This window comes from Cyanobium sp. Aljojuca 7D2 (assembly GCF_024346415.1).
GTDB lineage: Bacteria > Cyanobacteriota > Cyanobacteriia > PCC-6307 > Cyanobiaceae > Cyanobium_A.
This window is the reverse complement of record NZ_JAGQCX010000001.1, coordinates 189044-213814: the sequence shown is the minus strand read 5'-3', so window position 1 is coordinate 213814 and position 24771 is coordinate 189044. Positions and strand designations below refer to the sequence as shown.

The window sequence follows — 24771 nt, the reverse complement described above, 5'->3', positions numbered from 1 at the left end:
CGGTGCCGCTGGCTCTTTGGCGCTGCCATCATGCGCCAGGGCTGAGGTCGTGTCGCCAGTCCAGGGTCTGCGTGTCTTCAGCTCCCCCTTGCCCCAACCCCCTGGACACTTGGCAGGGCAGCGCCCTGGTGGTGGGCTGTGGCGGCATCGGGCAGGCGCTGCTGCAGGAGCTCACGCGGCGAGCACCTCAGCTGCAGCTGCTGGGGGCCTCGCGCCGCGACTGGCGACGAACGGGGGATGCCGCTTGGCAGGGCGTGACCCACCTCCCTCTGGATCTGGTCGACGACGCCAGCCTGGCCCAGTTGGGTCCCAACCTCGAAGCCTTCCCCCCCCTGCGGCTGGTGATCCACACCGCCGGATTGCTGCATGGGTCTGGCTTGCAGCCTGAAAAACGCCTCAGCCAGGTGAGCCGTGCTGCCCTGGAGCAGAGCTTTGCGGTGAATGCCTTTGCGCCCCTGCTGCTGGCCCAGGCCCTGGATGCTGCGCTGCCGGCCCAGGCACCGTTTCACTTCGCCAGCCTTTCAGCCCGCGTGGGCAGCATCGGCGACAACCATCTGGGCGGGTGGTACGCCTATCGGGCCGCCAAGGCCGCCCAGAATCAGTTGCTGCGCACCTTGGCGTTGGAGTGGCGGCGCAGAAAGCCCCAGGCTTGCGTGAGCCTGCTGCATCCGGGCACCACCGCCACGGCCCTCTCCAGCCCCTTCCAGGCGGGTGTGGCGCCAGAGAAGCTGTTCAGCCCCGCACGGGCGGCCAGACAGCTGCTGGACGTGCTGGAGGGGCTCACACCGGAGCAGAGCGGCCAGTTCTGGGCGTGGGACGGTCAGCCCATTCCCTGGTAGGTGGTGGTGGCGGGCCAGAGCGCCAGCCTCAGGCTGCGTTGGCTTGCAGCAGCTCCAGCGGAATCACCTCCAGGGCCGTGTTCTCCGTGGCCTCCAGCCGCACCGGTGGGGCCATGCCGTCTTCATAGGCCTCCAGCCAACGCGGGGCGCAGACGCACCAATGGTCGCCGGGCTTGAGGCCGGGGAAGCCATAGGCCAGGGCGGGGGTGCTGAGATCGTTGCCCTGGGCCTGGCTGTAGCGCAGGAAGGCTTCTGTCACCACGCAGCAGACGCTGTGGCGACCCAGGTCGGCCGCATTGGTGCGGCAATGACCATCCCGAAACCACCCGGTCATCGGCTGACAGCCGCACACCACGAGGGGTTCGCCCAACACGTTGAGGTCGGGGCTGGGTTCGGTGCTGAACTCGCTCACGGGATGACGTTCTCTGGGGCGGTGTCTCAAGTCTGGCCAATGGTTCGGGCCGATGCAGGGCCTTCGAGGCGGGTCGAGGCCCAAAGGTTCCAAGGCAACACACCGGCACAAAGTTGGGCAGGGTGGTTGACGGATTCCGGGGGGTAGGCGTTAAAGGTCGGTGAGCGCGTTCACCCTGTTTTTCAGCGCGGCCCCCTTCATGAGCTGGGAATTCACCGAAGATGCGGCCTTTCTGGCCCTCTGCGACGCCTACAAAGAAAGCGGTGAACCCTCCGCCATGGAATTCCTCGCCCACGGCGAAGGGGCTTTCCATTTTCAGGAACTCACCCAGAACGCCGCCGGCGAGGGCATCGATCTCAGCGACTCCTCGAAGCTGGAGGAGTTTCAGCAGGAGGTGATCGATACCCTTGAGGACATGTGCAGCTAGAACTCAGGAGTAGAAGAAGGCAATTTCCTTCGGCTTGAGTCCTTCCCATCCCGCAGCCTGCAACCGCGCATCGAGGGTGCCCTGATCAAAGTGCTTGGAGCCCGTTTTCACGATCCGGTTGCGCATCGATTTCTTGACGCCACTGCGGGCCCGCTGGCTCTCCAGGTCCATGACCTCCGTGTAGAGGGCAACCATCTCGGCGGGGATCGGAGTGCCGTCGAGGTCGATCCCCGAGGCGATGGCAGCATCAACGCCGCCGGGTCCGGCAATGGCCATGGCCGTGCTTCACAAGAACGACCAGGCTAGAAGGCCCCACACTCGTGCCCGGGCCACGGCGGCCTTGATTTCAGGCTGAGAAGTAGCGGGCCTGGCTATGCAGCGCCACCAGGGCCGTGGTGCTCTGCTCTGGCTCCAGCTGGTCGCTCTCATCCATCGACAGCCCGATGCGATCAGCCCCGAGCCAGGTGAGCTGCTGGCGGGAGTCGGCCACATTCGGGCAGGCCGGGTAGCCGAAGGAGTAGCGGCTGCCGCGATAGTGCTGGGCCAGCACATCCCGCAATGGCATCTCGGCTGGATCGGCGAAGCCCAGCTCGCCGCGAATCCGGGCGTGCACCCACTCCGCCAGGGCCTCGGCCATCTGCACTCCCAATCCGTGGAAATACAGGTAGTCGGTGTATTGATCCGCCTTGAACAACTCTTGGGCGAAGCAGGTAGCCCGTTCCCCCATGGTCACGGCCTGCATCGGCAACACATCGGTTGGCATCGCCGCACCATCGGCTCCCACGGCGAGATCACGGTAGAAATCGGCGATGCAGTAGCGGTTGCCGGAGCGCTGGCGCGGCAGCGCAAAGCGGCCGAGCTCCTGTGTGCGCTCGACGGGGTCGAACAGCACCACCGCATTCCCGCTGCGGCCACAGGGGAAGTAGCCGTAGGCCACGCGAGGCGATAGCAGCCCTTCCTCAAGGCAACGCTGCTTCCACTGCTGCAGAACGGGCTCCGCCTTCTCGGCCAGCATGGCGTCGTAGTCGCTGCGGCTCTGCTGCTGGGTCTTGCGCAGCTGCCATTGGCCGGCGAACAGGGCATTGCGATCGAGGTAGGCAAACACCTCCTCCAGATCGATCTGCTGCTCGGTCAACACCGCACTACCCCAGAACGGCGGCTCCAGGGCGGGCTCTTCAGGCACGGCCTCGGAGCGCTCGTCGTTGGGGGCGACCTCGGGCACAGCAACGGCGGCAGGCTCAGCAGGAGCCTCTGGCTCCGTGCTGCTGGCCGGCGCACCTGCGGCATCACTGGCTGCCAGGCCCAGGCCTTCGGGGATCGGCCCCAGGAAGCCCTGGTGATCGTTCCAGGCATCGGCGGCCTTGGCCTCCATCAACGCATCCATGAAGCGCAGATCGGCAAAGGCGTCGCGCCCATAGATCACCTGCCCCTTGTAAGCAGCGCGGCAGTCTCCGTTCACGAAGCGGGGCGTGAGGGCGGCTCCGCCGAGGATCACCGGCACGGCAATGCCGGCCTCGTTAAAGGCCTCCAGGTTGTCCTTCATGAATGCCGTCGACTTCACCAGCAACCCGCTCATGGCGATGCAATCGGCCTGGTGTTGCTGCTGAGCCTCGATGATCGCCTCGCAGCTCTGCTTGATGCCGAGGTTGATCACCTCGTAGCCGTTGTTGGTGAGAATGATGTCGACGAGGTTCTTGCCGATGTCGTGCACGTCGCCCTTCACGGTGGCGATCAGAAACTTGCCCTTGGCCGAGCTCTCGCCTTCAACCGTCTCCATGTGGGGCTCAAGCTGGGCCACGGCCGCCTTCATGGTTTCGGCGCTCTGCAGCACGAAGGGCAGCTGCATCTGGCCGGAGCCGAAGAGGTCGCCCACCACCTTCATGCCATCGAGCAAGAAGGTGTTGATGATCTGTAGGGGTGGGTAGGTCTGCAGCGCTTCATCGAGTGAGGCCTCAAGGCCGATGCGTTCGCCATCGATGATGTGTTGCTTGAGCCGCTCCTCCACCGGCAGGTCGGCCAGGGAGGGCCCTGAGGCCCGGGCCTCTTTGGCACTCACGCCCTCAAACAGGGTGGTGAGCACCGTCAGAGGGTCGTAGCTGCAGATCGCGCCGGGCTGGTCAGTTTCGAAACGACGGCGGTCGTAGATCAGGTCGCGGCAGACCTGCTGATGCTCCTCACTGATCTTGGCCAGGGGCAGGATCTTGGCGGGGCTCACGATCGCCGCATCCATGCCGGCTTCGCAGCAGTCGTGCAGGAAGACGGAATTGAGCACAATCCGCGCCGCCGGCGACAGACCGAAGCTCACATTGCTGACCCCCAGCACCACATGCACCCCGGGCAGATCCGTGCGAATGCGTCGGATCGCCTCCACGGTGGCCGCACCATTGAGGCGATCCTCCTCGATGCCGGTGGAGATCGGCAGGGCGAGGGGGTCGTAGAAGATCTCGTGGGCTGGAATCCCGAATTCGAGGGCATCGCGATAGGCCCGCTGGGCGATGGCGAACTTGCGCTCCGCCGTGCGCGCCATGCCCTCCTCATCAATGGTGCCCACCACCACGCCGGCTCCGTAAGCCTTGGCCAGCTCCAACACCTTGAAGAAGCGCTCGTCGCCGTCTTCGTAGTTGGTGGAGTTCAGGATGCACTTACCCCCGGCCACCTTGAGGCCGGCCTCCATCTTCTGCCACTCGGTGGAGTCGAGCATCAGCGGCAGGTTGACGTTGGTGACCAGACGGCTCACCAGCTCATGCATGTCCCGCTCGCCATCGCGACCGACGTAGTCGACGTTGACGTCGAGCACGTGGGCGTTCTCCTTCACCTGGCCCCGGGCCACGGCCACCAGGCCATCCCAGTCTTCTTCGGCCAGGAGCTCGCGCACCTTCTTGCTGCCACTGGCATTGAGACGCTCGCCAATAATCAGGAAGGAGTTGTCCTGGTGATAGGGCGTGGTGCCGTAGATCGAGGCGGCTGAAGGCTCTCCCTGCAACAGGGGTCGCGCGTGCTGGCTTTCGGGAGTACGCACCGGCCTGGGCGCCGCCTGCAGCTCGGCCGATAGTTCAGCCAGAGCACCGATGTGGGCGGGCGTGGTGCCGCAACAGCCGCCGATCACCTGCACCCCGAGGTCTTCGACGAAGTGCATCAGCTGCATCTTCATCTCCACCGGCGTCAACCGGTAGTGGGCCACACCGCCGATGTTCTCTGGCAGGCCGGCATTGGGGATGCAACTCACCACAAAGGGGCTGTGCTCGCTCAGGTAGCGGATGTGCTCCTTCATTTGCTCCGGGCCCGTGGCGCAGTTGAGGCCGAGAACGTCGATCGGGAAGGGCTCGAGAATCGCCACCACAGCGGCTATGTCGGAACCCACCAGCATCGTGCCGGTTGTCTCCATCGTCACACTCACCATCAGCGGCCGGCGCTGGCCGGTCTTGCTGAACGCGGCCTCAATGCCCTGCAGCGCTGCCTTGATCTGCAGCACGTCCTGGCAGGTTTCGACGATGAACAGGTCGACGTCGCCAGCCAGCAGCCCTTCGGCCTGCTCGGCGAAGGAGGCTTTCATCGTGTCGAAATCGACGTGCCCAAGGGTTGGCAACTTGGTGGTGGGCCCCATTGAGCCGGCTACAAAGCGGGGCTTCTCGGGGGTGGAGTAGGCATCCGCCATCTCCCGGGCCAGTTCGGCAGCGCGCTGGTTGAGGGCAAAGGCCTGATCGGCGATGTCGTATTCCGCCAGCACCAGGGAGGTGGCTCCGAAGGTGTCGGTCTCGATCACATCGGCACCCACCTCCAGAAACTGGCGATGCACGGCCTGCACCGCATCCGGGCGGGTGAACACCAGATATTCGTTGCAGCCCTCCAGCGCTGGACCGCCGAAGTCGTCGGCGCTCAGGTCCATCTGCTGCAGCGAGGTGCCGGTGGCACCGTCGAACACGAGCACGGGCCGCTCGGGCGCGTGCAGCCGCTCCAGAAAACCCATCCTCTGTCCCACCCGGGGTGCCACCGCCGTGCCCATCTCGCTCAACCGTCTACGCGGACCCGTGTCACCCAATGGTCATAGACGGGATCGCGGCCCTCCGTGATCGCTGTGAGGCGCTCGCGAATCGCCTTCATCACCGGCCGATCGCTGGGCAGATCGGTGGATTCGACGCGACGCACCGGGGTGACCTTGGCGGCGGTGCCACTCAGGAACACCTCATCGGCAATGAACAACTCGCTCTTGTCGACGGGGCGTTCCAAGGTGGGGATGCCCATCGACTTGGCCAGCTCCAGCACGCTGGCGCGGGTGATGCCTTCGAGGATGTCCTGATCGACGCCGGGGGTGATCAACACGCCATCCCGCACGATGAACAGGTTCATCCCGCTGGCCTCGCTCACCTTGCCGCGGCTGTTGAGCAGCAGGGCCTCATCGAAGCCGCTCTTGACAGCCTCCGTTTTGGCGAGGGAGCTGGTGATGTAGGCGCCGCTGATCTTGCCTCGCAGGGGCAGGGAACGATCTTCCTGACGGGTCCACGAACTGATGCGGCAACTCACACCCTCGGGGGAGAGATAGTCGCCCAGCTCCAGGCCATAGATCAGAAAGTCGGTTTCGATGTTGTGCAGCCGTGGGGCGATCCCCAGGTCGCTGGTGTACACAAACGGCCGCAGATACACCGGGCAGGTGGGCTTGTTGGCCCGCAGAAAGACGCCGATGGCGTCGTGAATCGTCTGCTCTGGCAGCTCGGTGAGCAGCAGGCGGGCGCTCTGGCTGAGGCGCCGGGCGTGCCGATCGGCGCGGAAGAGCAGGATCTCGGCGGGATCGCTGGGATTGGGCAGGGCCCGCATGCCCCCGAAGGCGCCGGTGCCGTAATGCAGGGCATGGGTGGCCACCGACAGGGTGGCTTCGGCAAAGGGCACGCATTTGCCACCAAACCAGGCGTAGGGCAGGAACTGGTGCATGGTGGGGCGAAGCGGGCGGAGCTGAGGCGTCGGCCGGAGGCCGGGATGCCCCGATCTTCTCACTGCAGCAAGCAGGATGGGGCCATGCATCGCTTGGCATCGGTACCGGGAGGAGGGGAGGCAGCCGATGTCGGGGCCCTGGTGGAGCAGCCTCCGGCACCGGTGCTGCTGCTGAGCAGTGCCGACACCGACCTGCTGGCCATCGACCAGTTGCTGGCGCAGGAGCCGCAGCTGTTGGGCACTGAACTGCGGGGCCTGAACCTCGCCGCCCTGGCCCATCCAGCCCAGATCGACCACTACGTCAGCTCCACGGTGCGCCATGCCCGGCTGCTGGTGGTGCGGCTGCTGGGGGGCCGCGGCCATTGGAGTTATGGACTGGAGCAACTGCAGCTCTGGGCGGCAGCCCAGCCAGGCCGCCAGTTGCTTGTGCTGGCCGGCACGCCAGAGGAGGAGACCGCCCTGGCCGAACTGGGCACGGTGTCGCCTGAGCTGGCGGTGGGCCTGGCCCGATGCCTGAGGGAGGGCGGGCCGGCCAACCTGCGTCGCTTGCTGGTGTGCCTGCGGGGGCTGCTCGATGGCGAGACCCCGCCACCACCCTGCGCCGAGCCCCTGGCCGATCCCCTCCCCCACGACTGGCGCGAGGAGCCGGGAGCACGGGTGGGGGTGATCGCCTACCGGGCCCTGCTGCAAGCCGGCGACCTTGCGCTGATCGAGTCCACCCTCGCGGCCCTTCGGGGGGCTGGTCTCTGCCCGCGGGCGCTCTGGGTGAGTGGGCTGCGGGATCGGGCCGTGCAACAGGGCGTCGCCGACCTGCTGCACCAGCAAGGGGTGCAGGCCGTGCTCTGCAGCACGTCGTTTGCGTCGGTGCAGTTTGAGGAGGCCGGTTTGGGGGCTCCCCTGTGGGAGCAACTCGGGGTGCCGGTGCTGCAGTTGCTCTGCAGCAGCCAGCCCCGCAGCCAGTGGCAGGCCAGCAGCATCGGCCTGGGCCCCACCGACCTCAGCCTGCAGGTGGCCCTCCCCGAACTGGATGGCCGGCTCACCTCCCGCATCGGCGCCTTCAAGGAGACGGTGGGGGCCAGTGAGCGCCTGGCTTCAGCGCTGCAGCGCTACCGACCAGACCCGGAGCGCCTGGCCTGGATTGCCCAGCTCAGCGCCAATTGGATCCGCCTGCGGCGGACCCCAGCCAGGGAGCGGCGCGTTGCGCTGGTGCTGGCCAACTACCCCACCCGCAACAGTCGCCTGGCCAATGGCGTGGGGCTCGACACGCCGGCATCCGCGGCCCTGATGCTGCAGTGGCTGGCCGAGGCGGGTTACCAGCTCAGCGAGGGCCTACCCAGCACCGGCGACGCCCTGATCCACCAGCTGCTGGCCGGTCGCAGCAACGATCCCGAAAGCGAACACCGCCCGCCCCTGGCCCTGTTGCCCCTGGCCGACTACCAGGCCTGGTATGCCGGGCTGCCGCGGGAGGGGCGGGAGCTCCTGGAGGCCCGCTGGGGGCCACCGGAACGGGATGCGGGCCTGATGACTGTTCCGGGCCTGAGGGGCGCGCTGGGCTTTCCGGTACGCGGCCTGCAATTTGGCCATGTGGCCGTGCTGATCCAGCCGGAGCGGGGTTACGACCGCGACCCGGCCCTCAGCTATCACAGCCCCGACCTACCCCCCACCCACGCCTACCTGGCCCAATACCTGTGGCTGCGTCAGACCTTTGGGGCCCATGCCGTGGTGCACGTGGGCAAACACGGCAACCTGGAGTGGTTGCCCGGCAAGGGGCTGGGGCTCTCAGACCAGTGCTTCCCGGAGTGGGCCCTCGGGCCGCTGCCCCATCTCTACCCCTTCATCGTCAATGATCCGGGCGAGGGCTCCCAGGCCAAGCGCCGCAGCCAGGCCGTGATCCTTGACCACCTCACCCCTCCGCTGGGGCGCGCCGGGCTGCATGGCGCCCTGCAACAGCTGGAGGTGCTGCTCGACGAATACTGGGAGGCCAGCCAGCTGGGCAGCGAGCGGGCCGCACCGCTGCGGCAGTCCCTGGCGGAACAACTGGAGACCCTGCAATTCCCCCTGGGCACCGCCGCGGAGCTGGATGCACGCCTGGATGCGGCCGATGGCTACCTCTGCGAACTCAAGGAAGCCCAGATCCGGCTCGGGCTGCACACCTACGGCACCCTGCCCGAACCCCAGCGGTTGGCGGAGCTGCTGCTCTGCCTGGTGCGCTGCCCGCTGGCCAACCAACCCGGCCTGACCCAGGCCCTGGCCCGAGACCTGCAGCTCACCTTCGACCCCTGGGCCGACGTCGACGCCACGGCCCTGGATCCCGGCGACCAGCGGCGCCTCCAGGCCGCTTTTGGGGGTGAGTGCCCTCGCCTGGTGGGGGATGGTGTGGATTTGCTGGAGCAGCGGGCCCTGGCGCTGGTGGAGCAGGAGCTGCAGGCGGACGGGCCCGGGCCGGTCGAGGCCGGTGAGCTGGGGCCGGCCGTGCGGCAGGCCCTGCAGCATCTGCGGCAGGCCGTGCTGCCACGGCTGCTGGCCTGTGGCGCCGCTGAGCGCGAAGCCTTCCTGCGGGGGCTCGACGCTGAGCGCATCGCCGCCGGGCCCTCCGGAGCGCCGACCCGGGGTCGGCCCGATCTGCTGCCCACCGGCCGCAATTTCTACAGCGTCGATCTGCGAGGCCTGCCAACGGAGGCCGCCTGGGACCTGGGTCGCCGCAGCGCTGAACTGCTGCTGGAGCTGCATCTCCAGGAGCAGGGGGAGCACCTGCAGACCCTGGCCTTGTCGGTGTGGGGCACGGCCACGATGCGCAATGGCGGCGAGGACATCGCCCAGGTGCTGGCGTTGCTGGGGGTGCGGCCAGTGTGGGATGGGCCCACCCGCCGGATGGTGGACCTGGAGGTGATCCCCCTGAGCCTGCTGGGCCGGCCGCGGGTGGATGTGACCCTGCGCATTTCGGGGCTGTTCCGCGACGCGTTCCCCCAGCTGGTGGGCTGGGTCAACCGGGCGACAGCTCTCGTGGCGGCACTCGAGGAGCCGGATGCCGACAACCCGCTGGCGGCGGCCTCTCGGCGGGACAGTCACAGCGCACGGGTGTACGGCTCAGCCCCAGGCGCCTATGGGGCGGGGCTGCAGGGCCTGATCGACAGCGGCCAGTGGGAGCAGCGCGGCGACCTGGGCGAGGCGTTTCTCAACTGGAGCAGCTGGCGCTACGACAGCCAGGCGGGCATTCCCGGCCAGGCGGGCATCGAGGCCCAGGCCGATCGGGACGGCCTCGAGCAACGGCTGGGCGCCGTCCAGGTGGTGCTGCACAACCAGGACAACCGCGAGCACGACCTGCTGGATTCCGACGATTACTACCAATTTCAGGGGGGACTCAGCGCCGCCGTGGAAAAGCTGTGCGGGCAGCGACCGGCCCTTTGGTTTGGTGACCACTCCCGCAGCGCCCGACCGAAGCTGCACCGCCTGGAGCGGGAATTCGACAAGGTGCTGCGCAGCCGCGTGCTCAACCCACGCTGGATCGAGGCGATGCAGCAGCACGGCTACAAGGGCGGCTTCGAGATGGCCGCCAGCCTCGACTATCTGTTTGCCTACGACGCCAGCACCGGCCGAGTGCCCGACTGGGGCTATGGGGCTATCTGCGACCAATGGCTCCGTGATCCCGCCGTGCTCGCCTTTCTGGAGCGGAGCAATCCCTGGGCCCTGCGGGACATGGCCGAGCGGCTGCTGGAGGCTCACAACCGTGGGCTCTGGGACGGCGCACAAAAAAACCAGCTGGAGCATCTGCGCCAGCTGGTGTTGGAGAGTGAAAGCTTGATCGAACAGAACTGAGCTGAGGGGGCTGAGCGAAGCCCTCAGCTGTTGAGATCCCTCACCATCTGCTTGAACGGATCGATGGCGCCGGCCTTGCCGGTGAGCTGCTGGCTGATCTGGGGTTGGGCCTGTGACTCGGCCTGCACCTGCTCCTTCTCCTTCTTGATGGCGGCAGTGCCCCCGGGCACGTTCACCCCGAAGGCCGTTCCCTTCATCCGTTGATCCAGCTCCGCCTGGGACATCGTCTGGGCGAAGGTTTTCTTCACCGGCTTGGGAATGCCGCCGGTGAGGTTGATCGACTCCTGCTGGCTGGTCTGGCCGCCAAGGCCTTCGGACATCTTCTCGAGCTTGGCCTCCATCGAGGCCACCTCAGCAACCATCTCCTTGTTGCCGGGGCTGTCGACGGTGCCGGGGAAGGTGCGGCGGATCGTGTTGGAGCGCCGCATGAACTCGACATTGCCCATGCTGCTGGAGGCGTCGGCATCGAGGAAGAAGGTTTCGGCCTCCTTCTTCGGCTGGGCGGGCACATTGCCGCTGTTGGTGTTGCCGCCACGGGCGGCGAACAGGCGATCAAACAGACCCATCGACTGGCACGGGAAAGCGTCGACAAACCCTAGCGGCCGTGAAGCGCTAAGCCATGGGTATCCGTACCACAACTCATCAAAAGCCCCCGTTGCTGGAGGTCGGCAGCGATCGCATCACACACCAGAGGGGTGGGCGCCCAGCGGGGCTGCATCTGGTAGTCGTACCAGGCCTCTGCTCCATCAAAGCCCAACCGATCAGCCGCGGCGATCAGCCGCTGGAACGGCAGGCGGTAGCGGCCCGGATGGGCGAGCAACAGCAACGCCCCGGCCCGGCGGCCGGCTTCCAACACAGCTCCAGCCTGCAGCGCCGGACCCACCACGGCCTGTCCCTGCAGGTAGGGCTCCAGGCTGGAGTGATGATCGCTGAAGCCCAGCGCCAACACGTGCACCAGGCAGCCTTCCAGCAGGCAACTGATTTCCACTCCCCGCCAGAGCCTCGGCACCGATACGCCTGAGTGGGATGCAGCCTCAAAGTGTTCCAGCACCGGCCCGTAGGCGGAATTGCTGTGGTGGTCGGTGATCGCCAGGTGCTCCAGGCCCAGAGCGACGGCCTGCTCGGCGAGCTCCTGGGGGAGCAGGCTGCCGTCGCTACAGGTGGTATGGCAGTGGAAGTTGACCCGGCCCGGGCAGCAGCGCGGCGTCAGCTGCTGCAGCACGGTCCGCAGCGGATGGGGGGCAGGCTGGGGGTCAGGCACCGGCAGCCAGGCGTTCGGCCCGCAGCCGCCGCCAGCGGGCATAAAACTGGATTGAGGCCGCCATGAACACCACCAGCGCCACGATGAACCACGTGGCAGCACCCGTAGGGAACTGGTTTTTGAACACCACCAGCATCACCACGATCACCAACAGCAGGGTGGGCAGCTCGTTGAGGGCCCGCAGTTGCTTCGGGCTCCAGCTGCATTGGCCGGCCCGCAGCTGCCCCATCAGCCGGTAGCAAAAGACGTGATAAGCAAGCAGCGCCGCCACAAAGGCCAGCTTGGCGTGCAGCCAACCCTGCTGGAGCCAGGCCGGGTTGACGCTCAACAGGCCCGCCGCACAAACAACGGCTACCACCATGCCGGGGGTGGTGATGATGTTGGCCAAGCGGCGCTCCATCAGCCCGTATTGCTCCTGAAAGGCCAGGCGCAGGGGGGCATCGAGCTCCTCAGCTTCGCGGTGGTAGATGAACAACCGCACCAAATAGAACAGTCCGGCAAACCACACCACCACCCCCACGATGTGGAGCGTTTTGAACCAGAGATAGGCCTCCGGGGGCCAGCTCAGGGCCAGCAGGGGCATGGCGGTGGTTGTCAGGGAGAGCCACAAGGTAAAGCCCCAGACCCCCTGGCCCGGGTTGCATGATCCGTGATGCCATCAATCCCAGCGAGCTGGATCCTGGCTAGGGCGGAAGCTGCCGAAATCCAACGGCCGTTGCATCAAGTCGTTGGTGATCGTGCTGCAGAAGGCATTGAGAGGTAGCGAGAAGCTGCTGCCATCGCGATCAAAGGGTCCCTCCACGTAGGAACCGATGCGCTCGGCGGTGAGAAAGCCCATGAACAGCACCACCCCGACCAGAATGTGGCTGGAGCGCTGAAATTCCAGGAGCAACTGCAGGCCATAGAGCCAGGTGATCATCCGCACGAACACGTCGTAGGACGCGGGAATGGGCGTGTTGCGAATGCGTTGCAGGCCCCCAATCGCGTCGTGGCAGAGGTTGCTCACCTCGCTCAATTGTTGCCGGCCCCAGCCATCAATCCAGCCATCGCGATGCAACCGCTCGATCGCCTGGGCCCGCTGCCGGCAGACCTCCTGCAGTGAGGTGGCGGGCTGCAGCTGCAGGTCGGCGAGCAGGCCCTCAACGCCGCGGTGCAGATCGGTGCGCCAGAAATTGCGCAACTCGAAGTTGAGCAGCCACACCTGGGCCACCTGGTACTCCATCAGGCAGCGTCCCCGCTGGGTGACGAGCTGCCGCTGGGGCAGCAGGGCCAGAAGCACATCGCGCCACTTGCGGCTGTGGTTCACCATCGCTCCCCAGAGGGTGCGGGCTTCCCACCAGCGGTTGATGGCCTGGGTGTTGCGAAAGCCGATGAAGATCGACACGGCTATCCCCAGCACCGAGATCCCCATGGGGGTGAGGCCCCAACGGGTCGGCAGGGGGCCGCGCCACACCGCAACGGCCACCAGGAGCCCGAAGATCAGCAGGTCGAGGCGCATCCTCCAAAACAGCTGCAGCACTACCAGTCCGTAGTCGTAGCGGCGGGTGCGGGGTGGATCACCATGACCGCCCGTCAACAGCGTGGACATGGTGGGACGCGAATGCCCCACCATCATCCCGGACACGCTTCCGCGCCCAGGTGAGCCGCAGCTGCAGACCGGATCGCGACAAGCTCGTCGTCCGGGATTTTCTCGAGCTGCTTCATCACCAGGCCCATGCGGGGATTGCGCCGCAGGGTTTCGGCATGGCGGCTCAGAAAGTCCCAATAGAGGGCATTGAATGGGCAGGCCGTCGGGCCCGTGCGCTGCTTGGGGTTGTAGCGGCAGCCCTTGCAGTAGGTGCTCATCCGGTTGATGTAGTTGCCGCTGGCCGCGTAGGGCTTGCTGGCCAGCAAACCGCCATCGGCAAACAGACCCATGCCGAGCACGTTGGTCTGCATGACCCAGTCGTAGCCATCGACAAACATCCTGTGAAACCAACCGGTGAACGCCTGGGGATCGAGGCCGGCGATCAGGCCGTAGTTGGCTAGCACCATCAGCCGCTGGATGTGGTGGGCATAGCCGCTGGTGTTCAGCTCAGCCAGCACCGTGTCCATGCAGGCCATGCCACTGCCGCCCAGCTGTTCGAGCCACACCGGCAGGGGGCGATCGGCAGCGAAATGGTTGCGCTGGGGATAGTCGGCCCCAAACCACCAATACAGGCCGTGGGTGTATTCACGCCAACCCAGGATCTGGCGGATCACCCCCTCCAGCGACGCCAGAGGGGAGTTCCGATCCAGGCCCGCCTGCTCCAGCCGCCGGATCACCTCCAGGGGGTGCAGCAGGCCCAGGTTGAGGTACGGAGAGAGCAGGGCATGCCAGAGGGTGGGCTGGCCACTCACCATGGCGTCCTGAAACGGTCCGAAACCATCAAGGCGGGTGGCGATGAACTGCTCCAGCACCGCGAGGGCCTGGCTGCGGGTGACGGCCCAGCGGAACGGTTCGCTCTGCCCGGGTAGGTCTTCAGCTCCACGCGCCGCCAGTTCCGCGGCCAGGCGCTTCACCTTGGCGATCACCTCAAGGGTGGTCGCATCGGGCGCGAAACCCAGCGGCTCTGGGCCGGCCAGCCCCTTGGGCGGGGCCTTGCGGTTGTCATGGTCGAAATTCCACTGGCCGCCCAGCGGCTGGCCGGCGTCGCCCATCAACACACCAAAGCGCTTGCGACCCTCCCGGTAAAACAGCTCCATGCGTAGCTGCTTGTAGGGCCGGGCCCAGGCCGCGAACTCCTCCTGGCCCCAGAGGAAGGCATTGGAGCGATGCCACACCAACGGCACCGTCAGGTCCAGCCGCTCGATGGCCGTCCGGAAGGGACGCTCGGCCGGGTCCATCAGGTGCAGCTCACGGATGCCGTGCTGCGTGATCCAGGCCTGCAGAGCAGCGGCGAAGGTGGTCGCTTCGCAGTAATCCACGCTCCAGCCCAGCTGACGCAGCTCAGCGGCGAAGTGGCGCATCGCACTCCACACCAGCACCAGCTTCTGGCGGTGGTAGCGACGCTGCTGCAGCACCGATGTGCTTTCGATCAGCAGCACCCGAGCCTCGGCAGGCGCGAGGGAGGCCAGGGCCGGATGGGTCTGCGAGAGCTGGTCGCCCAGCACCCAGATCCCCTTCACGGCATGCCCCAGGAAACGTGACGCCCCGCCGTCATTGCTGGAAGCGTCGGTCGGACTCGATCCAACGCTCAAAGGCGGCGAGGCCTTCAATCAGCGCCCAAACGCTGAGGCCGAAGGCCACCACCCCGCCCACAGCCATCAAGGCCGCCAGCACCAGGGGGATCGCCGCCAGCGCCACCAAGGGAACCATCACCAGGGCACCCACGGCGGCGAGACCCAGGATCGGAGCCACAAAGGCAGGTGGTGGACCGTTTCTGCCAGCAACCCGGAGGGGTTGGGTCGAAGCCATGGCAGCCCTTGCGTGAATCACCATCAATTCTGGGGCTACGGCTCCAGTGGCAACGGCGAGTTAGGGGCGGAGAACCGGCCACCCAGGCCAGCGGGGTGGCGACCATCAAGCCAGTGGAGTCTCGCCGGCCAGGCGGCAGGCGCGTCGCGCTACAGCGGCGGCATAGCCCCGCTCCACCGGGCCGGCCAAGGGGCTCAAGCCCCCATTGCGGCAATCCACCACCAGACGCTCGCGCTGGCCCTGCTGGTCGCTAACCCGCAGGCGCAGCTGCCAGTGGTGCTTGGCGCTGCGGCTGATCTCATCGCCGCACACCGGGCCGACGCAAACCCCGGGTGCTGCCCAGGCCGGAGCAACCCTCCCCGGCAGGAGCTGCAGCAGCAGCACCAGCAGGGGAAGCAGCACCACACCAGCAAGGCGCCTCAACTGGCCAACTCCTCGCCGGCGAGGTCGTCACTGGGATGAAAGTAGTCCCACACCTGGCGGGCCAGAGCCGGCCCCACCCCCGGGGCCGCCGCGATCTGATCGGGGCTCGCCAGCTGGATGGCATCGATCGAGCGGAAATGGGCCAGCAGCTCCTTCACCCGCTTGGGGCCGAGGCCGGGAATGTCGGAGAGGCGGGAGCGCTTTATCCGCTCGCCCCGCTGCTGGCGGTGGAAGCTCACCGCAAAGCGGTGGGCCTCATCGCGCAGGCGTCGCAGCAGCTGCACGCCCAGCTGGTCGGGTTCGCTCTCGAGGGGTTGTTTGGCCCCCGGCACGAACACCTCCTCACGCTGCTTGGCCAGGGAGCAGACCACCAGCTCCTCGTCCAGGTTCAGCTCCCGCAGGGCCTCCATCACCGCTGAAAGCTGCCCCTTGCCACCGTCGATCATCACCACATCGGGCCAGTCGTTGAGGCCGCCGGTGTGCAGGGCCGTGTTGGCCGCGCGGCGCAGGGCCCTCAGATCCGCTCCCTCCGCCTTGGCCTGGGCCCAGCGCCGGAACCGCCGCCGCATGATCTCGGCCATGGCCATGAAGTCGTCGGAGTGGCCGGCGCGGATCGAGCTGCTCTGGATCTTGTATTTGCGGTAGTGCTGCTTGGCCGGCAGCCCATCGATGAACACCACCTGGGAGGCCACCGCATCGCTGCCCTGAATGTGGCTGATGTCGTAGCCCTCGATGCGCCGCGGCGGGCTGGGCAGCTCCAGCAGCTGGGCCAGGTCTTCGGTGGCCAGCAACTGCTGTTCAGCACCCCGTTGGGCGCGCTGCAGCTCGTAGCTGGCGTTGCGCTCCAGCAGCTCGATCAGATCGGCCTTCTGCTGCCGCTGGGGCACGGCCAGCTTGACGCGCCGGCCGCGGCGCTCCACCAACCACTCCTCGATCAGGGGCTGCTGGGGCAACGGGTGCTGCAGCAGCAGCTCGGGCGGAATCTCCACCGGCTCCACCTGGCTGTAGTGCTCTTCGACCACCCGCTGCAGAATCCGGCCGGGCTCCAGGGGCAAGCCATCGGCGCCGACGGCATCGGCGGTGAAACCCAACCGACCCACCAGCTTGCCGGCCCGCATCTGAAACAGCTGCACGGCCGCCACCCGCTCGTCGGCCGCCAGGGCGAGCACATCGCGGCTCACGGAGCTGTCGCCGAGGCTCATCTTCTGGTCGGCCGTGAGGGTGTCGATCCCCTGGAGCTGGTCGCGCACCCGGGCGGCACTCTCGAAATCGAGCCGCTCGGCGTATTTGCCCATCTGCTCATGCAGCAGCTCCAGCAACTCCTCGTTGCGCCCCTGGAACACCATCGCCACCTGGCGCAGGGTGCGGTGGTAGTCGTCGGAGCTGATCTTCTCCTGGCAAACGCCCGGGCAGCGGCCGATGTCGAAGTTGAGGCAGGTGCGGTCGCGGTAGAGCGGCTGGGGCCGCTGGCGCAGGGGGAACACCCGTTTCACCAGGGCCAGGGTGCGGCGCAGCAGGCCCACGTCCACATAGGGGCCATAGAAGCGATCGAGGGGCGAACGGAAGCGGCGGCGCCGGGTGATGAAGATGCGCGGGTAGGCCTCACTCCAGGTGATGCAGAGGTAGGGATATTTCTTGTCGTCTTTCAGCAGCACGTTGAAGTGCGGCTGGTTCTGCTTGATCAGGTTGGATTCCAGCGCCAGCGCCTCGGCTTCGCTGTCGGTGACGATGAATTCGATCTCGGCCACCTGGCGCACCATCAGCGAGATGCGCGGGCTGTGGGCGTGGCCGCTGCCGCTCTGGAAGTAGCTGCGCACCCGGTTGCGCAGCAGCTTGGCCTTGCCGATGTAGAGAATTCGGTCGCTGGCGTCGCGCAGCAGATAGCAGCCCGGCTCGGAGGGAACCTCCCTCAGCCGGGCCTTGAGCCGATCGGGTTGCTGCAGCAGGGGCAGGCTCAACCGCCGTACTGCCAGCCGGTGCCCCCCAGCTCCAGGGCAGCGCCATCGCGGTGCAGGGTGGCGCTCTTTACTTCGCCGACAAACACGGTGTGGTCGCCGTGGGCCACCTGCCCCACCAGTTCACACTCCACTGCGCCCAGGGCATTCTCCAGGATCGGCAAGCCCAGCTCCCCGAGCTGGAATGGGGCGGCATCAAAGCGCCCACCCACCCCTTTCTGGGGCTTGAAAAACACGGCGGCCAGGTCTTTCTGGTCGGCAGCCAGCACGTTCAGGGAAAACTTGCCGGTGCGCTGGATCATCCCGTTGCTGGTGCTGTCGGCCCGCACCGCCATCACCACCAGGGGCGGCTCAAAGCTGCCCTGGGTCACCCAGCTGGCGGTGAAGCCGTTCACTTCCTCACCTTCGGCCACCCCGCAGATGAACACCCCATGGGGAATCTTGCGCAGCAGCGTCTTCTTGGCTTCGGCGTTGAGGGTGGCAATCGGGGCCATGTCTGCAAGGGTGCCCGGAGGCGCGCGGAACTGACCCGACTCTAGAAACGCTGGGGGCGCCCATAGGCTGGCCTGATGCGTGCCCTCTACCCCGGCAGTTTCGATCCCCTCACCCTGGGCCACCTCGACCTGATCGAGCGGGCGGCCCGGCTGTTTGACGGTGTGGTGGTGGGGGTGTTGCAGAACCCCAGCAAGCAGCCCGCCTTCAGCCTGGAGCAGAGGCTCGAGCAGATCCGCAGCGCCACCGCCCACCTCAATGGCGTGGAGGTGGGAAGTTTTGATGGGCTCACCGTGGATTTCGCCGGTCGCAGCGAGGCCCAGGTGATCCTGCGTGGGCTGCGGGCCCTGAGCGATTTCGAATTCGAGCTGCAGATCGCTCACACCAACCACAGCCTGGCCCCACAGGTGGAAACGCTGTTTCTCGCCACCGCCGTGCGCCACAGCTTTCTGAGCAGCTCGGTGGTGAAGGAGGTGGCGCGGTTCGGTGGCGATGTGCGCCACATGGTGCCCCCTGGAGTGGCGGATGACCTGGCCAGGCTTTTTAATCGGACATCCGTTTAGAGCTGTCCATGGCCGAGGCCACCATCACCGTGCTCGATCAACTCGATCAACTCGAGGAGATCGTGCTCGAAGGCAGCCGCATTCCCTTCAGCGGTGGCCGCCTGGTGAACGAACAGGACGCCATTGAAGTGATGGATGCCCTGCGGGAGGAGCTGCCAACCCAGCTGAGCCAGGCGGTCGAGCTGATCCGGCAGCGGGAGGAGTTCATCGGCCAGGCCCGCCAGCAGGCCGATGAGATCATCGCCACCGGCAAACGTGAGCGTGAACAGCTGATCAACAGCGCCGCCATCCGCCAGGAGGCGGAGCGGCAGGTGGCTGAGTTGCGCGACCAAGCCCGCCAGCAATGCGAGCAGCTGATGCTGCAGGCCCGCCAGCAGGTGGCCCAGGCGGAGCAGGAACACCAGGCCCGCATGGCCCAGATGGAGCAGCAATTTGCGGCCCGCCGCCAGCAGCTGGAGCAGGAGACCGCCGAACGCAACCGTCAGCTGCTGGAGCAACACGAGCGCAATCGGCAACAGGCGATGGCGGAGCTGGAGCAGGTGCGCCAGGAGGGGATGCGGGTGCAGCGCGACAGCCAGGCCGAAGCGGAGCGGCTGCACAACGACGCCCTGCAGTTCCGCCAACAGACCCAGCAGCAATGCGATGCCCTGGTGTCCCGTAGTCGCCAGGAGGCCGCCACCATCCAGGAAGGGGCAAACCGCTACGCCGAACAGGTGCTCGGCGAACTGGAAGGGCGCCTCAAGGAGATGAGCCAGATGGTGCTGGGAGGCCGGCGCGAACTGGTGCGCCTCCAGACACCCGAAGTGGCGTCCGCCGGGGCTGATGAGCCGGTCAGCCGCCGCCGCCGGGTGGCCAACACCCTCAAGCAGCTGGCGGGCTAGAGCGGGCAGAGCTGGGTGTTCTGCGCCTGGCGCAGCACCCGGCCGATGGTGTCGTTGGGGGAGCTGGCGCCGTTGCTGATCGCACTCACATAGCGAGGGCCAGCACTGGTGAGCAGCACGCCACTGATCGATCGCACCCCGCTGATGGTGCCGGTTTTGCCGAAGAATTGCCCCTGCAGAGGGGTCCCCACATAGAGATTGCGCAGGGTGCCCCGCTGGCCAGCCACCGCCATGGAAGCCAGGTAGGCACGGCCGTAGGGGTGCTGATCCATCCGCAGCAACAGGGCCGTCAGGAAGCGACTGGTGAGGCGATTGGCCCGGTCGAGGCCACTGCCATCGGCGATCCGCACACCATCCATCGGCAGACCCTGCTCCCCCAGCCAGAGGGTCTGGCGCTGGGCGGCCTGACCCAGATCCCAAGTGCCGGCAGCTTGCCGCAGCAGCACCTCGGCGGTGAAGTTGTGGCTCTCGGTGTTGGCCAGGCTCAGCAGGTTGTGCATCGGAGCTGAGGCTTCCTGATGAAGCAGCACAGCATCACCCGGCAAGGGGGCGCGCGACGACACCTGAGACACCTGCACCTTGCCGCCCTGCTGGCCCACGGTTTTCTGCAGCAGGGCTTGCAGACGGGAGGGGGGATTCATCACCGCGTCATGGATGGCATTGCTGGTGACGGCCAGCCGGGTGATCGGTGCGCCGTAGGCGTAGTAGCGGTCGTCGGGATGCCAGCCCTGGGGCCACCAGGCCTGGCGGGGCTCTTCGGCGATCTGCAGGCGCACCAGCGAAGGTGTCGCGCCGCTGCTGCCACCCGATCCAAGGGCCAACTTGGCAAAGCGCTGCAGCTGGGGCAGGGCCAGATCGGGGTCGCCCTCACCGGTGAGACGGAAGCTGCCGTCGCTGAGGAGCCAGAGCTGGGTGTTGAGGCGGTAATCGGGCCCGAGCCGATCGAGGGCGTAGGCCGTGCTCAGCAGTTTCTGGTTGGAGGCAGGGATGCGCGGACGGGTGCCGTTGAGATCGGCCAGCAGTCGCCCCTGGCCATCGGCGATGCTGATGCTCCAGACCGGTGCCTGGCCGCCCACCGTGGCCAGGAGCCGCTGCTGCAGCGCCGGACAGCTCACCTGCAACTGCAGCTGGGGCAGGCCCACCGGAGGGGGCAGCGGCGGCAGCGTGGCCAGCGGTGCCGGCTCCAGTGCGTAGGCGGTGATCGCCGGGGCCTGCTGGGCCAGGCCTGCCGCCGGCAGCACCGCCAGCGTGATCATTACGCCAGCAGCTTGAACGGAGCCACGGATGGAGCCCATCTCACTGGCCTCCGGTTTGCAGGCCACTCACCGTGCCTCCAACGCGGTACTGCAACCCCTCGATCTCCACGGGGGCGCCGACCTTGAGGTTCTGGTTGCCGAAAACGACGCCGCCGCCGCTCTTGCGGCCCTGGCCCTGCAGCACAAAGCGGGCATCCAGGCTGCCCAGGGTGGCCTGGTTCGGATCGACTGCCGTCACCACCGTGCCGTTGGGCTGCACGGCCGTCAGCAGGCGCTGCAGGGGCAGCACCTGCTTCACGTCAACCGAACCATGGGGCTGGTTGCGGATCACGATGGCCACCTTGCCCTCGCGCTTTGCCGCCTGAATCAGGGCGGAGGGATTCGCCACCGGCACACCGCGCACATCCACCAGCACCGTGACCGGCGTGAGGGCACCGGTGGCCTGGGCCACGGCACCACTGAGCTTGGGGCTCCAGATCACACCAACGGCGGCGAGCACCACCGCGGCTGCGGCGCCGAGATCCACGAGGCTCCAGGAGCGGCCGTTGCGTGCAGAAGACAGGTCGCGCTCGGGGGCCATCGGGCTGTTCAAGGGTTCGGCGAAGTGTACGGAGGTTCGCCGGGTGCCACCAGGGCCGATACCGGCCAGCAGCTGGCCTGGCCCTAGTTGCGCAGCCCCTCGATGAAGGCATCCATCACCTTGAGGTTGCCGCCGATCCCCAGCCCGCCCTCACCGGCTAGAGCCAGGGCCTGCTGCTCTGGATCCGGCTTCTGATCGAAGTGGGCCACAAAGCGGTAGCCGTCGGGATCGCAGCGGTAGAGCTCCCAGGGATCAGGGCAGGCCCGGCGCAGCGCCCCATCGCCGGAGGGGATCAGGGCATAGGCGCTTTGCCAGCCCGACAAAAATCCTTTGCGGCGCTGCCGGGCGACGTTGCCAATGCCCACCGCCGCATCCTCCAGGCTGCCGTTGAGCAACACCACCGCCCCACGGTGCAGGGCGCACACCTGCTCCACCTCCTCATAGTCGGCGGGGGAGGGGGCCACCAGCAGCAGCACACCCTCGCTACCGCCGTCGGCCTGCTGCAGGCGCATCTGATCCCGCAGGCTGGCGATGCGGGCAGCGAAATCTGGAGCATCGCGCTGGGCCAGGGCCGTGGCGCCGGCATCGGGACACAAAAGCCGCAGGCTGGGCTGGGCCGGGCTGAGGGCCGCCTGCAGACGCAGGGCCAACGGCAGAATCCGCAGGCCCTCAAAGCGCAGCTCCACGGTCCACAGACCCTTGGCACCGCCGCTGAGGGCAGCCTGAATCGCCGTCAGGGCTTCAGCTTCGGCACTGCGCAGGTCGGGGGGAAGCATCAAGCCAGCACGGATCGGCCGACCCTAAGGGCTCCCTGGCCAAGGCGTCAGTGCGCTGGGGATTCAGCCTGCAGCTGCAACCGGGCTTGCTCGAGCGCCGCGGGAACGCCTTCCAGATCGGCGGCGGTGAGCCAGGGCCCCAGGCTCAGGCGCACACCACTGGCCGCCTCAGCATCGACATAGCCCATGGCCTGCAGGATCGGGCTGGGGGCCAGCCCCCCCGGCTGGGCACCGCGCCCACTGCTGCAGGCGGAACCACTGCTGACCGCATAGCCCTGCTGCCAGAGGGCCTGCACCAGGCGACGGCCCGACAGAGGCGTGCCGCAAGGGCCGGCCACCAACAGGCTGAGGTGGTGGGGCAGACGGGGAGGGTCGGCGGGGTGGCGCGGATCGGGGCCGCTGAGGCACACCCCTTCCAGCCGCAAGACACGGGCCAAGAGGCCATCGCGCAGATCGGTGATCGGATGGCGCCCCCCGTGGGCCTGGAGGCGCGCCTGGCAGAGCTCCAGGGCACGGGTGAGGCCCGCCACCAGGGCCACCGGCTCGGTGCCACCCCGCCGCCCATCCTCCTGGCCGCCGCCGCCGATGAAGGGGGACAACGTCAAGCCTGGGCGCACCAACAGGGCGCCAACGCCACGGGGCCCCTGCAGCTTGTGGGCCGCCAGGCTGAGCAGGTCGATCGGCAGGGCGTCGAAGGCCAACGGCCGGTGGCCCAGCACCTGCACCGCATCCACATGCAACAGCACGCCGGCCGCGCGGCAGCAGGCTCCGATCGTTTCGATCGGCTGGATCGTGCCCACTTCGCTCTGGCCCCAGATCAGCGAAACCAGCCGCGTGGGCGGCACCAGCAGGCGATCGAGGGCCTCGAGATCGACCACTCCCAGGTGGTTCACCGGCAGGGTCTCCACCTGCCAGCCGAGCCGTTGCACCTGTGCCGCAGCGGCCAGGGTGGCCGGGTGTTCGACCGCTGAAATCAACAGCCGGCCTGGTGGCCCCTGCCCGGCAACCCCGAGCAGGGCGGTGTGGATGGATTCGGTGCCCCCCGAGGTGAACACCAGCTGACTGGCGGCGCAGCCGAGCAGCTCGCCGAGTCGCCAACGGCTGCGCTCCAGCTGCTCGGCGGCCGCCAATCCAAAACCATGCAGGCTTGAGGGGTTGGCCCAGGCATCAGCCTGCACCGCAGCCATGGCCTCGAGCACCTCCACTGCCGGTGGGGTGGTGGCACAGGCGTCGAGATAAATCGGTGCAGCGGTTGCCGGTGCGGAGGCAGTCAAGGCGCTAGGTGAATAGACCGCTGTCCCGCTCCACCCGAGCCCGCGTGCGTGACTCGAGGGAGTTGGTGGCCAGGGCCACCAGGTCGTCGAGGGAACTGCTGCTGAGCAGGGCCGCCACCCGGGCCCGGGCCTCCTCGGACGGACAGGCATCCGGGCGCAGACAACCGTTGATGCAGACCGTGGCGCAGTCGATCTCGGCCTCTGCCGACCCGGCAATCGCGTTGTCGATCGATGGTTGTTGGAGGGTCACCGGGAGTCCGGTTTCAGGCTCATCAGAGCCCCCGAGGTCTGAGGCACCGTCACCCCACAGCTCGGGGGTCACGACACCGTCAAACACCGCCACCGCCGGACCGGTCATAAACAGGTGACCGCTGGTTTCATCCCAGGCAATCTCCAGAGGTCCGCCAGGCAGATCCAGGCGGGCGCAGCGCTCGGCCAAGCCGAGGCGATGGGCCACCACCAAGGTGGCGCAGGCACCGGTGCCGCAGGCCAGGGTTGGCCCAGCACCCCGCTCCCACACCCGCATCACCAGATGGGTGGGGCTGAGGGCCTGCACGAAGTGCACGTTGGTGCGTGCGGGGAAGGCCGGATGCACCTCCAGGGCGGCGCCGTAGCGCTCCAGATCGACTGCCTCCACATCGTCCACGGGAATCACCACATGGGGATTGCCCATGCCAGCGGCTCCCACCGCGAAGGTCTCACCCGCAACCTCCAGGCTGCCCTGGGCGATCCCGGCATCGCCAAGCGGCAGGGTGGTGGGGATGGCCGCCGGCTCGAGGAAGGGGGCGCCCATGTCCACACGGATGGTGCCGTCGGCACAGAGCTCGGGAACGATGCGCCCGGCCAGGGTTTCGATCTGCCACTGCCGGCCGGGGGCATCCCCATCGCTGTCGGCCAGGAAGCGCGCCAGGCAGCGGATGCCGTTGCCGCACATCTCCGGCTCACTGCCATCGGCATTGAAAATCCGCATGCGCAGTTCTCCACCCTCCCGGGGAGGAAGGGCCGCGATCACCCCGTCACCGCCCACGCCGAAGCGGCGGTTGCACAGGCGTTGAATCCGCTCCGGAGTGAGGCCGAGGTCGCTGTCGCTGCTACCCGCCCCCCGGGCATCGAGCATGAGGAAATCGTTTCCCAGACCTTGATATTTGCTGAACTGGAGCACGATGGGGGCAAACGCAGCCACCGCCAAATCCTATGCAGAGCTTTTTCGAGAAGCGCTCGGCGGCTCTCGATACCTCCCAGCCGAGCATTCGCCATCTACAGGATCTGATCCGCCACAAAACTCCCGTGGCTATCCAGGTGATGGGTGTTGGTGAACTCGAAGGAACCCTGCACTGGCAGGACGTCGCCTATCTCGCCCTCAGCCAGGCGGAAGGGCGTCCTCTCACCTTGATCAACCGTGCTGCGGCCTCCACGATCCGCGCCCTGGGCTGAGCCCGCCCTCACCGACTGGG

At 67.2% G+C, this 24771-nt stretch carries 24 protein-coding genes; 6 read left to right on the top strand and 18 right to left on the bottom strand.

Going from position 1 to position 24771, the window contains the following annotated elements:
* The first annotated feature begins 71 nt into the window (after positions 1-71).
* A complete protein-coding gene (locus tag KBY57_RS01240; RefSeq protein ID WP_254994069.1) occupies positions 72-839 on the top strand; it encodes an SDR family NAD(P)-dependent oxidoreductase in 768 nt (255 codons plus the stop codon).
* A 28-nt stretch (positions 840-867) separates the two neighbouring features.
* Here KBY57_RS01240 and KBY57_RS01235 read toward each other — a convergent pair whose 3' ends face one another.
* Positions 868-1251 (bottom strand): DUF2237 family protein, encoded by a 384-nt coding sequence (locus KBY57_RS01235; protein WP_254994068.1) that lies wholly within the window; start codon positions 1249-1251, stop codon positions 868-870.
* A 199-nt stretch (positions 1252-1450) separates the two neighbouring features.
* Here KBY57_RS01235 and KBY57_RS01230 point away from each other — a divergent pair, with 199 nt between their 5' ends.
* Positions 1451-1678: a hypothetical protein gene (locus tag KBY57_RS01230; RefSeq protein ID WP_254994254.1), complete on the top strand. Its 228-nt coding sequence runs from the start codon at positions 1451-1453 to the stop codon at positions 1676-1678.
* A gap of 3 nt (positions 1679-1681) precedes the next feature.
* Here KBY57_RS01230 and KBY57_RS01225 read toward each other — a convergent pair whose 3' ends face one another.
* The 3 genes from KBY57_RS01225 to KBY57_RS01215 all read right to left on the bottom strand — a co-directional run bounded on the left by KBY57_RS01225 (position 1682) and on the right by KBY57_RS01215 (position 6604).
* Positions 1682-1954, bottom strand: a complete 273-nt coding sequence (locus KBY57_RS01225) for a DUF4090 family protein (RefSeq protein WP_254994067.1) — start codon at positions 1952-1954, stop codon at positions 1682-1684.
* A 70-nt stretch (positions 1955-2024) separates the two neighbouring features.
* Positions 2025-5681 (bottom strand): methionine synthase, encoded by a 3657-nt coding sequence (gene metH / locus KBY57_RS01220; RefSeq protein ID WP_254994066.1) that lies wholly within the window; start codon positions 5679-5681, stop codon positions 2025-2027.
* A 5-nt stretch (positions 5682-5686) separates the two neighbouring features.
* Positions 5687-6604, bottom strand: a complete 918-nt coding sequence (locus KBY57_RS01215; protein ID WP_254994065.1) for a branched-chain amino acid transaminase — start codon at positions 6602-6604, stop codon at positions 5687-5689.
* Positions 6605-6688: 84 nt separating this feature from the next.
* Here KBY57_RS01215 and cobN point away from each other — a divergent pair, with 84 nt between their 5' ends.
* A complete protein-coding gene (gene cobN, locus KBY57_RS01210) occupies positions 6689-10420 on the top strand; it encodes a cobaltochelatase subunit CobN (RefSeq protein WP_254994064.1) in 3732 nt (1243 codons plus the stop codon).
* 23 nt (positions 10421-10443) lie between these two features.
* Here cobN and KBY57_RS01205 read toward each other — a convergent pair whose 3' ends face one another.
* From KBY57_RS01205 to KBY57_RS01165, 9 genes are all read right to left on the bottom strand, one after another.
* Positions 10444-10986: a hypothetical protein gene (locus tag KBY57_RS01205; protein WP_254994063.1), complete on the bottom strand. Its 543-nt coding sequence runs from the start codon at positions 10984-10986 to the stop codon at positions 10444-10446.
* Positions 10987-11015: 29 nt separating this feature from the next.
* Positions 11016-11681 carry a PHP domain-containing protein gene (locus KBY57_RS01200; protein WP_254994062.1) on the bottom strand — a complete coding sequence of 222 codons (666 nt, stop codon included), beginning with the start codon at positions 11679-11681 and terminating at the stop codon, positions 11016-11018.
* Positions 11674-12264: a protoporphyrinogen oxidase HemJ gene (gene hemJ / locus KBY57_RS01195; protein WP_254994253.1), complete on the bottom strand. Its 591-nt coding sequence runs from the start codon at positions 12262-12264 to the stop codon at positions 11674-11676. Before hemJ ends, KBY57_RS01200 begins: the two co-directional genes overlap by 8 nt.
* Positions 12265-12339: 75 nt before the next feature.
* On the bottom strand, positions 12340-13269 hold the full coding sequence (locus tag KBY57_RS01190) for a bestrophin family protein (protein ID WP_254994061.1): 930 nt from the start codon (positions 13267-13269) through the stop codon (positions 12340-12342).
* A 23-nt stretch (positions 13270-13292) separates the two neighbouring features.
* Positions 13293-14828, bottom strand: coding sequence for a cryptochrome/photolyase family protein (locus KBY57_RS01185; protein ID WP_254994060.1), 1536 nt, complete (start codon positions 14826-14828; stop codon positions 13293-13295).
* 31 nt (positions 14829-14859) lie between these two features.
* Positions 14860-15117, bottom strand: coding sequence for a glypican (locus KBY57_RS01180; protein WP_254994059.1), 258 nt, complete (start codon positions 15115-15117; stop codon positions 14860-14862).
* Positions 15118-15222: 105 nt separating this feature from the next.
* Complete coding sequence (locus tag KBY57_RS01175) at positions 15223-15522, bottom strand: hypothetical protein (protein WP_409996380.1); 300 nt, start codon at positions 15520-15522, stop codon at positions 15223-15225.
* A gap of 14 nt (positions 15523-15536) precedes the next feature.
* Entirely contained in the window at positions 15537-17498 is a 1962-nt protein-coding gene (gene uvrC / locus KBY57_RS01170) for an excinuclease ABC subunit UvrC (protein WP_254994058.1), read from the bottom strand.
* Positions 17495-17989, bottom strand: a complete 495-nt coding sequence (locus KBY57_RS01165) for a flavin reductase family protein (RefSeq protein WP_254994057.1) — start codon at positions 17987-17989, stop codon at positions 17495-17497. Before KBY57_RS01165 ends, uvrC begins: the two co-directional genes overlap by 4 nt.
* Before the next feature lie 75 nt (positions 17990-18064).
* Here KBY57_RS01165 and coaD point away from each other — a divergent pair, with 75 nt between their 5' ends.
* Complete coding sequence (gene coaD, locus KBY57_RS01160; protein ID WP_254994056.1) at positions 18065-18550, top strand: pantetheine-phosphate adenylyltransferase; 486 nt, start codon at positions 18065-18067, stop codon at positions 18548-18550.
* Between the two features lie 8 nt (positions 18551-18558).
* Entirely contained in the window at positions 18559-19431 is an 873-nt protein-coding gene (locus KBY57_RS01155) for a hypothetical protein (protein ID WP_254994055.1), read from the top strand.
* Here KBY57_RS01155 and dacB read toward each other — a convergent pair.
* From dacB to dapF, 5 genes are all read right to left on the bottom strand, one after another.
* Positions 19428-20687 (bottom strand): D-alanyl-D-alanine carboxypeptidase/D-alanyl-D-alanine-endopeptidase, encoded by a 1260-nt coding sequence (gene dacB, locus KBY57_RS01150; RefSeq protein ID WP_254994054.1) that lies wholly within the window; start codon positions 20685-20687, stop codon positions 19428-19430. The genes KBY57_RS01155 and dacB overlap by 4 nt on opposite strands.
* 40 nt (positions 20688-20727) lie before the next feature.
* Positions 20728-21267 (bottom strand): DUF4330 domain-containing protein, encoded by a 540-nt coding sequence (locus KBY57_RS01145; protein WP_254994053.1) that lies wholly within the window; start codon positions 21265-21267, stop codon positions 20728-20730.
* A gap of 83 nt (positions 21268-21350) precedes the next feature.
* Entirely contained in the window at positions 21351-22043 is a 693-nt protein-coding gene (locus KBY57_RS01140) for a DUF1995 family protein (protein WP_254994052.1), read from the bottom strand.
* Between the two features lie 47 nt (positions 22044-22090).
* Positions 22091-23317, bottom strand: a complete 1227-nt coding sequence (locus tag KBY57_RS01135) for a cysteine desulfurase family protein (protein WP_254994051.1) — start codon at positions 23315-23317, stop codon at positions 22091-22093.
* A gap of 4 nt (positions 23318-23321) precedes the next feature.
* Positions 23322-24479: a diaminopimelate epimerase gene (gene dapF, locus KBY57_RS01130; RefSeq protein ID WP_254994251.1), complete on the bottom strand. Its 1158-nt coding sequence runs from the start codon at positions 24477-24479 to the stop codon at positions 23322-23324.
* 32 nt (positions 24480-24511) lie between these two features.
* On the opposite strand from dapF, the gene KBY57_RS01125 reads away from it, so the two are divergent.
* Positions 24512-24751 carry an Hfq-related RNA-binding protein gene (locus KBY57_RS01125; protein WP_254994050.1) on the top strand — a complete coding sequence of 80 codons (240 nt, stop codon included), beginning with the start codon at positions 24512-24514 and terminating at the stop codon, positions 24749-24751.
* Positions 24752-24771 lie beyond the last annotated feature (20 nt).